The organism is Marinimicrobium sp. UBA4209, from assembly GCF_002381585.1.
GTDB lineage: Bacteria > Pseudomonadota > Gammaproteobacteria > Pseudomonadales > Cellvibrionaceae > Marinimicrobium > Marinimicrobium koreense.
In genome coordinates, this window is sequence record NZ_DFTP01000070.1 from 24,651 (window position 1) to 30,896 (window position 6,246).

General features: G+C 57.3%; 6 protein-coding genes. 3 read left to right on the top strand and 3 right to left on the bottom strand.

The window, feature by feature from the left end:
* Positions 1–67: 67 nt before the first annotated feature.
* The 3 genes from tssC to tssA are packed head-to-tail and all read right to left on the bottom strand — an operon-like array spanning position 68 to position 3,244.
* Entirely contained in the window at positions 68–1,558 is a 1,491-nt protein-coding gene (gene tssC / locus B3187_RS10305; protein WP_024462219.1) for a type VI secretion system contractile sheath large subunit, read from the bottom strand.
* Positions 1,548–2,078, bottom strand: coding sequence for a type VI secretion system contractile sheath small subunit (gene tssB, locus B3187_RS10310; protein WP_286806256.1), 531 nt, complete (start codon positions 2,076–2,078; stop codon positions 1,548–1,550). Before tssB ends, tssC begins: the two co-directional genes overlap by 11 nt.
* A 56-nt stretch (positions 2,079–2,134) precedes the next feature.
* Positions 2,135–3,244 carry a type VI secretion system protein TssA gene (gene tssA, locus B3187_RS10315; protein WP_286806258.1) on the bottom strand — a complete coding sequence of 370 codons (1,110 nt, stop codon included), beginning with the start codon at positions 3,242–3,244 and terminating at the stop codon, positions 2,135–2,137.
* A gap of 488 nt (positions 3,245–3,732) precedes the next feature.
* On the opposite strand from tssA, the gene tagH reads away from it, so the two are divergent.
* The 3 genes from tagH to tssK all read left to right on the top strand — a co-directional run.
* Positions 3,733–5,241, top strand: coding sequence for a type VI secretion system-associated FHA domain protein TagH (tagH, locus tag B3187_RS10320; protein WP_286806261.1), 1,509 nt, complete (start codon positions 3,733–3,735; stop codon positions 5,239–5,241).
* Positions 5,242–5,285: 44 nt separating this feature from the next.
* A complete protein-coding gene (gene tssJ / locus B3187_RS10325) occupies positions 5,286–5,780 on the top strand; it encodes a type VI secretion system lipoprotein TssJ (protein WP_123639126.1) in 495 nt (164 codons plus the stop codon).
* Positions 5,781–5,822: 42 nt separating this feature from the next.
* The coding region (gene tssK / locus B3187_RS10330; protein WP_286806263.1) for a type VI secretion system baseplate subunit TssK at positions 5,823–6,246 on the top strand (424 nt) is incomplete at its 3' end.

Consider the following 6,246-nt stretch of genomic DNA (forward strand, 5'->3'; position numbering starts at 1 on the left):
AGAATCCGTTAAGAAGAAAAAAACAATAGGGCGCGGATCCCTCCGCCGCCCTATTTGGGCGCTGGCTTTAGCCCGCCTTGGGGATGTTGGCTACCAGGCGTAGGGAGGCGGTCAGCTCTTCCATCTGCAACCAGGGGCGCATCCAGGCGACCGCATTGAATACGCCGGGTTGGCCCGGGACTTCCTTGACCTCGACGTGAGCCTCGGCCAATGGGAAGCGGGCTTTCATTTCGGCGCTGGCGCCGGGGCTGCCATTCACGTAGTTGCCGATCCAGCGGTTGAGCCACTCTTCGGCTTCCCCCGCTTCCATGAACGAGCCGACCTTGTCGCGCGCCATCACTTTCAGGAAGTGGGCGATGCGGGAGGTTGCCATGATGTACGGCAGACGGGCGGAAATCGCCGCGTTGGCGCTCGCCTCGGGATCATCAAACTTGGGCGGCTTCTGTGCGGTCTGGGCCCCGAAAAATACCGCGTAGTCGGTATTTTTGTAGTGGCACAGCGGCAGAAAGCCCAGCTTGCTCAGTTCTGCTTCACGGCGGTCGGTAATGCCGATTTCGGTCGGGCATTTCTGATCCACGTCACCATCGTCACTGACAAAGGTATGGCTGGGCAGCCCATCGACACGACCGCCCCCTTCGGCACCGCGAATGCTGGTGCACCAGCCGTACTCGGCGAAGGCTTTGGTCAGGGTGGTGCCCAGTGCGTAAGCAGCGTTCATCCAGCAATAATCATCGTGCTCGGTGGCTCGATGTTTGCCGTCCTCACCCACCGGTACTTCTTCGTAGTTGAACGCCTCAATGGGTTTGGTCGACTGGCCGTACGGCAGGCGGGCCAGTACCCGGGGCATGGTCAGGGTCACAAAGCGGGCATCGTCACTCTCGCGGAAGCTGCGCCACTGAATGTACTCCGCTGAATCAAAAATCTTTTCCAGATCGCGCGGTTTGGACAGCTCGGTATAATCCTCAAAGCCGAACATCTGCGGCGCCGCAGCGGTCAGAAAGGGGCAGAAGCCGGCGGCGGCCACGTTGGACATCTGGCTGAGCAGCGAGATATCGTCTGGGTGAGAGGAGAACTCATAGTCGCCAATCAGCGCGGAGTAGGGTTGACCGCCAGCGGTGCCGAATTCGCTTTCGTAAATTTTCTTGAAAATCTGGCTCTGGTCAAACTCCACCGCTTTCTCGAGATCCTTGGTCAGTTCTTTCTTGCTCAGGTTGAGCATGCGGATCTTGAGCTGGGAGCCGGTCTCGGAGTTCATCACCAGGTGGTTCAGTCCACGCCAAGAGCCTTCAAGCTTCTGGAATTTTTCATGGTGCATGATTTCCGACAGTTGCTGGGACATCAACTGATCGACTGCCGCAATGGCGCGATTGATGGTGACGGTCAGGTTTTTGTCCCATTTGACCGTGCCGTTCATGGCTTCCTGGGTCAGGGTCTTGAGCAGATCCTGAGTCTCGTCCGCCGGAGTCTGTCGGGTCGCGGTAATGGCCTGCTCGAGAAAGCTGACTTCCTGTACATCGGCTTCCGCCTGCTCCATTACCTGTTCTTCGTTATTCGCCATCTTTCGCTTCCTCCTTTTGCTCTGCACCCACACCCAGCTCACCGGACAGGGCGGCCAGCGCTTCGGTATCACTCAGTACACTTTCCAGCAGGTTTTCAAGATCCTCGGATCGGTCTGCTTTGGTCAACAGATCACGCAGTTTATTGCGGGTGTCCATCAGCTTGCGCAGCGGTTCGACCTGTTGCACGATCCGATGGGGTTCAAAGTCTTCCATGCGGTTGAAGTCGAGCTCGACCTTCATTTCGCTGTCATCATCTTCCAGCTTGTTGGCCACCTGGAATCCCAGCTTGGGGTTGACCTTGCCCATGATGTCGTTGAAGTTATCCCGATCAATCTGGGAGAACTTCCGGTCTTTCAGGGACTTCTTGGCCTCGGTGTTATCACCCGAGTAGTCCCCCATCACGCCCATGACAAAGGGCAATTCCTTCTCGGCGATCGTGCCGTTGGTTTCAACATCGTAGGTGATATGAACGCGAGGCTTGCGCACGCGCTTGAGCTTGTCGTGGATACTGTCGGACATAATCCCTAATCCTCTGTCATTGGTTTGGTTGGTCGTCACTACTGCCTTCTACGGGGTTAATCCTCGGTGATTTCTACGCCCGTCAGCTCGCTGTAATGCGTGCGAGAACTCTCGTCTGGTATCAGCTCCTGAATCAGTTCGTCCAGACGCATATTGCCCCACTTGACGGCTTTCTGAAGCAGGTAGGACACCGGGGAGTGGGGTTCGGTGGTGCGGAAAAATTCGGCAATCTCCCGAAGTTGACGGAAGGCCTCGTCGCGATCCAGCGCTTTTCGGGTAGCGGGCGTGTTCGCGGGAGCGTCTTCCGTTCCGGTCGCTTCAACCGCCTCGGAGGCACTGCCTTCGGATTCGTTCGCGGGCGATAGCTTGTCGCGCCCCAGATGATTGACGGCACCTCGACACTCTTCCAGAACTTCTAGAATATTGCGGGAAGGGGGCGCCAGCTCAATACCACAGTGTTGATCCAGTAGGCTCTGGCAGGCACGAAAATGCTCAATGGCCTGATCCAGATCTTCCCGCTGGTTCTGAAAGAATGTGTCGTCTGATTCCCGGACGGCTTTCTCGATATCCCCCAGCCCATAACCGAGTTTGGCTTCTTTTGCCTGACGGGCGTCTTCATCGGCCAGCTTCTGAATGTCGAGTGCCTGCTGGTAGTGCCAGTAGCTGAAGGGGGCGGGGGGTTGTCCTTCCGTGATGGGGACACGGCGAATCGGTGCGATCAATACGCCCTCTGCCCCCTCACCGTTCAGTCCGGAGAGAGGGGCCACGCGAGTTTCCAGGCCGTCTTCGTCCGGTGTCGGGTAGAGGTTCTCCCAGTATTGTTCGACCAACCCGCGAATCAGTGCGAACGCATCGCGCAAGCCCTGAAAGCCCTGTTTGCGTACCAGGGCTTCGGTGTACCAACTGGCGACTTCGAGATCCTTGGCTTCTTCCTTGAGAATTTTGGGGGCCAGGTTCAGCACTTCACGCCAATGGTGGTCGGCCTCCTGGCTGTCACCGTCGTGTACGGACTTGCGTTCCGCCGCTCGGGCGCTGGATCGTTCGCGTTTGAGTGTCTGGTAGGTTGAGTTCGGAGACGCACTGGCGCGAGGGTCTGCACCCGAGGGTGTATCCTCAGCGATAGGGGCGAGTAAATCGTCGAGCTCAATGATATGGGGTGAAGCCATTGCCTGTCTTTCCCTATGGTGTTCTGCTGATTCCTGTCACTGCCGGCCTTGAGTCACATCGACTTTAACGGCTTTTTTCTGGTCTGATGCAGACATTCCGCGAAGGAATGAAGGTAGTCCGTCACATAAATAAACATAACAATCCGTTGTTGGCTATTCGCTGGAGATGGAGAAAGCTACCACAGCGCGATTAAAAAATTAACTGTTTACGAATCGAATGCCAAATATTTTTTTGTTCCGCGTCGAAAAATGTGACCGAGTGCAATATTTTTGATTCTGTTTCAAAAAAAATATGGTGTACAATCCGTTTCCATCACAGAATGGCCGGCGCATCGCAATGGCGTGGCTCAAAAAATTTTGTGATCTGCGCCAGGGAATGTCCTTCGGGCAACGAAGGGCGAACGCCGCATACAGTCTCCTGGCTCGACGCCCAGACGGCTCAGCCAATGGAGCGTAAAGAAAACGGACACTTTCGGGATGATAACGGAATGAACTTACAGCTAAGGATGATCAAAACGCCAGAAGGCGCCTCTCTTCCCCAACAGCAATTTTCATTCGATCAGCACGGCGGAACGATCGGGCGCGGTCCCGATAATCACTGGGTTCTGCCGGATCCCGACCGGATCCTGTCGGCTCGGCACTGCGAGTTTACGGTCGAGCAGGGACGCTTCCAGTTGATCGACCACAGCACCAACGGCACTTTTATCAACGGTTCGTCAGAGCCTTTGGGCAAAGGCGTGGTGACGACGATCAATCACGGTGATCAGGTTGAGATAGGCGACTACACGTTCGCGATCGACCTGTTGAATGTCGAGGCCGGCTCGCTCGATGCGTCGCCTTTTGCGACAGAGCCCGCGCCAGAGGAACATCCCGCCACGCCTTTTTCCGTCGATGATCCCTTTGCCTGTGATCCCTTTGATGCCGGTCCGGTCGCCGACCCGTCCCGAGATTCCCTGGATCCTCTGCAGATGCTGGATGGCGCATCCGGTGCCGAGCGCGAACCCTGGCACAATGAGTCCACAGCACTGTATCCCGGCCCTGGCGAAGGGGCCTTCTCCGATTCCGAATCGAAGTGGCAGGATCCGTCCGTCGACGCGATCCACTGGCCAGAGGCCCATCAGGAACAACTGATTCCCACCGACTGGCTGGAGCCTTTGGAGCGCGAGCCCGACTCCGCCTCCCCGCAGCTCGACCGCGAGCCCGAGTGGGCGGCCGCCCCCCAGCCAACGGATGCACAACTCCGGGATGAACCCGCTGGGCATGACGATAACGCGGCACAGGAAATACCAGGGCCTGTCGTCACGCCTCAGCCTGGCAAGCGCCCGAGCCTGGATCGCCCGACTCCGGTCAGCCGCGCTGAACCTGTAGAGGTTACGTCCACCCAGCCGTCCGCAGACTCCATGCCACCCCGGACATCGGAAACGCTATTTTCCGCCATGGGAGTGGATCTGGACCGGCTGAGCCCGGAGGCGCGAGTGGAGCTGGAGCCGCTGATCGGCACCATGATGCGGGAGGTGATTGAGGGGTTGATGCAGGTGTTGCGCTCTCGGGCCAGCATAAAAAACGAGTTTCGGATGAATGTCACCACCATTCAGCCCGTGGAGAACAATCCACTCAAGTTCTCTGCCGATGTCGATGAAGCGCTAGAGAATATTTTTGTGCGTCGAAGCCAGGCGTACAAGGAGCCTTTGCAGGCCATTCGCGAGGGATTCCAGGAAATTGCGGAACACCAGTTGGCAATGATCTCCGGTATGCGTCGAGCGTTTGAGCATATGCTCAAGGAGTTCGACCCGGATCGTTTCGAGGCCAATGCGAACAGCCAACAGAAACCCAGCGTCATACCGCCCGTACGCAAGGCGCGCTATTGGGACAACTACCGAGCGCACTACCGGGGCCTGAGTGACAATATGGAGCGCTCTTTTCAGCAGATTTTCGGTGACGAGTTTGTCCAGGCGTATCAGGATCAGTTGCGTCGCCTGTCTGCCCTGCGTCCTTGAGCGGCGTCGCGATAATCGACCGGTAACGATAGGAGAGATGAATTATGGAACGGTTTGATTTACTTCGTAGGCTTTTTCCGGTTCTGCTGGTGTGTTGGTTGACCGCCTGCGCGAATCAGGAAAGCCGCGTCGGGGGTATGCTCAAGTTACAGACCGATGTCAGGCTGTCCATTGACGCGCGCGCGGACATCAATCCCGATCACAGCAACGAGCCCGCGCCAGTGGTGCTGAGGTTTTACGAGCTGACCGCCGAACAGGCGTTTGCTGACGCTGACTTTGTGCGTCTGTATGAACGTGACTCGGCCGTGCTCGGTGATACGTTGGTACGTCGACGCCAGCTACCCGGTGTGGTCCCCGGCGAGATTCGGGACCATGAGCTGGTACTCGATGCGAACACGCGCTATGTCGGCATCATGGCCGAGTTCTATCAGTACCAGCGCGCCGCCTACAAAGTCGTCATTCCCGTTACCGCGCGCAACGTGTTCAGGGATGTCATCAAACTGCAGATCTCGGGTAACCAGTTGTCAGTGCTGAACTGATTGGAACCCACAATGAACCGGCAACAATAGGGAAGATAGATCATGTCGTTGAGCAGCAAAGTCATCTGGTCCGAGGGGATGTTTCTGAACCCTCAGCACTTTCAGCAGTACGACCGCTACGTCGAACGCTACATCGATGCCAAGTGCAGTGCCCTGGGCGCCTATGCCTGGGGATTACAGGCATTGGAGCTGGATCAGGAGTTGCTCAAACTGGGCAAGCTGTCCGTGTCCCGGGGGCGGGGCGTGTTCCCCGATGGTACTCCCTTCAATTTCCCCGAAGTGGATGATGCGCCCGGGGTGCTCGAGGTTCCCGAAGGCGCCCACAATACGCTGGTGTATCTTGCGGTACCGGTTCGTCGGCCGGGCGCGGTGGACGTCTCCCGGGAAGATGATGCACAGGCCCTGGCCCGCTATTACGTGTCGGAAGTCAGTGCGCGGGATGTCACCTCGGATGGCGGAGATACCC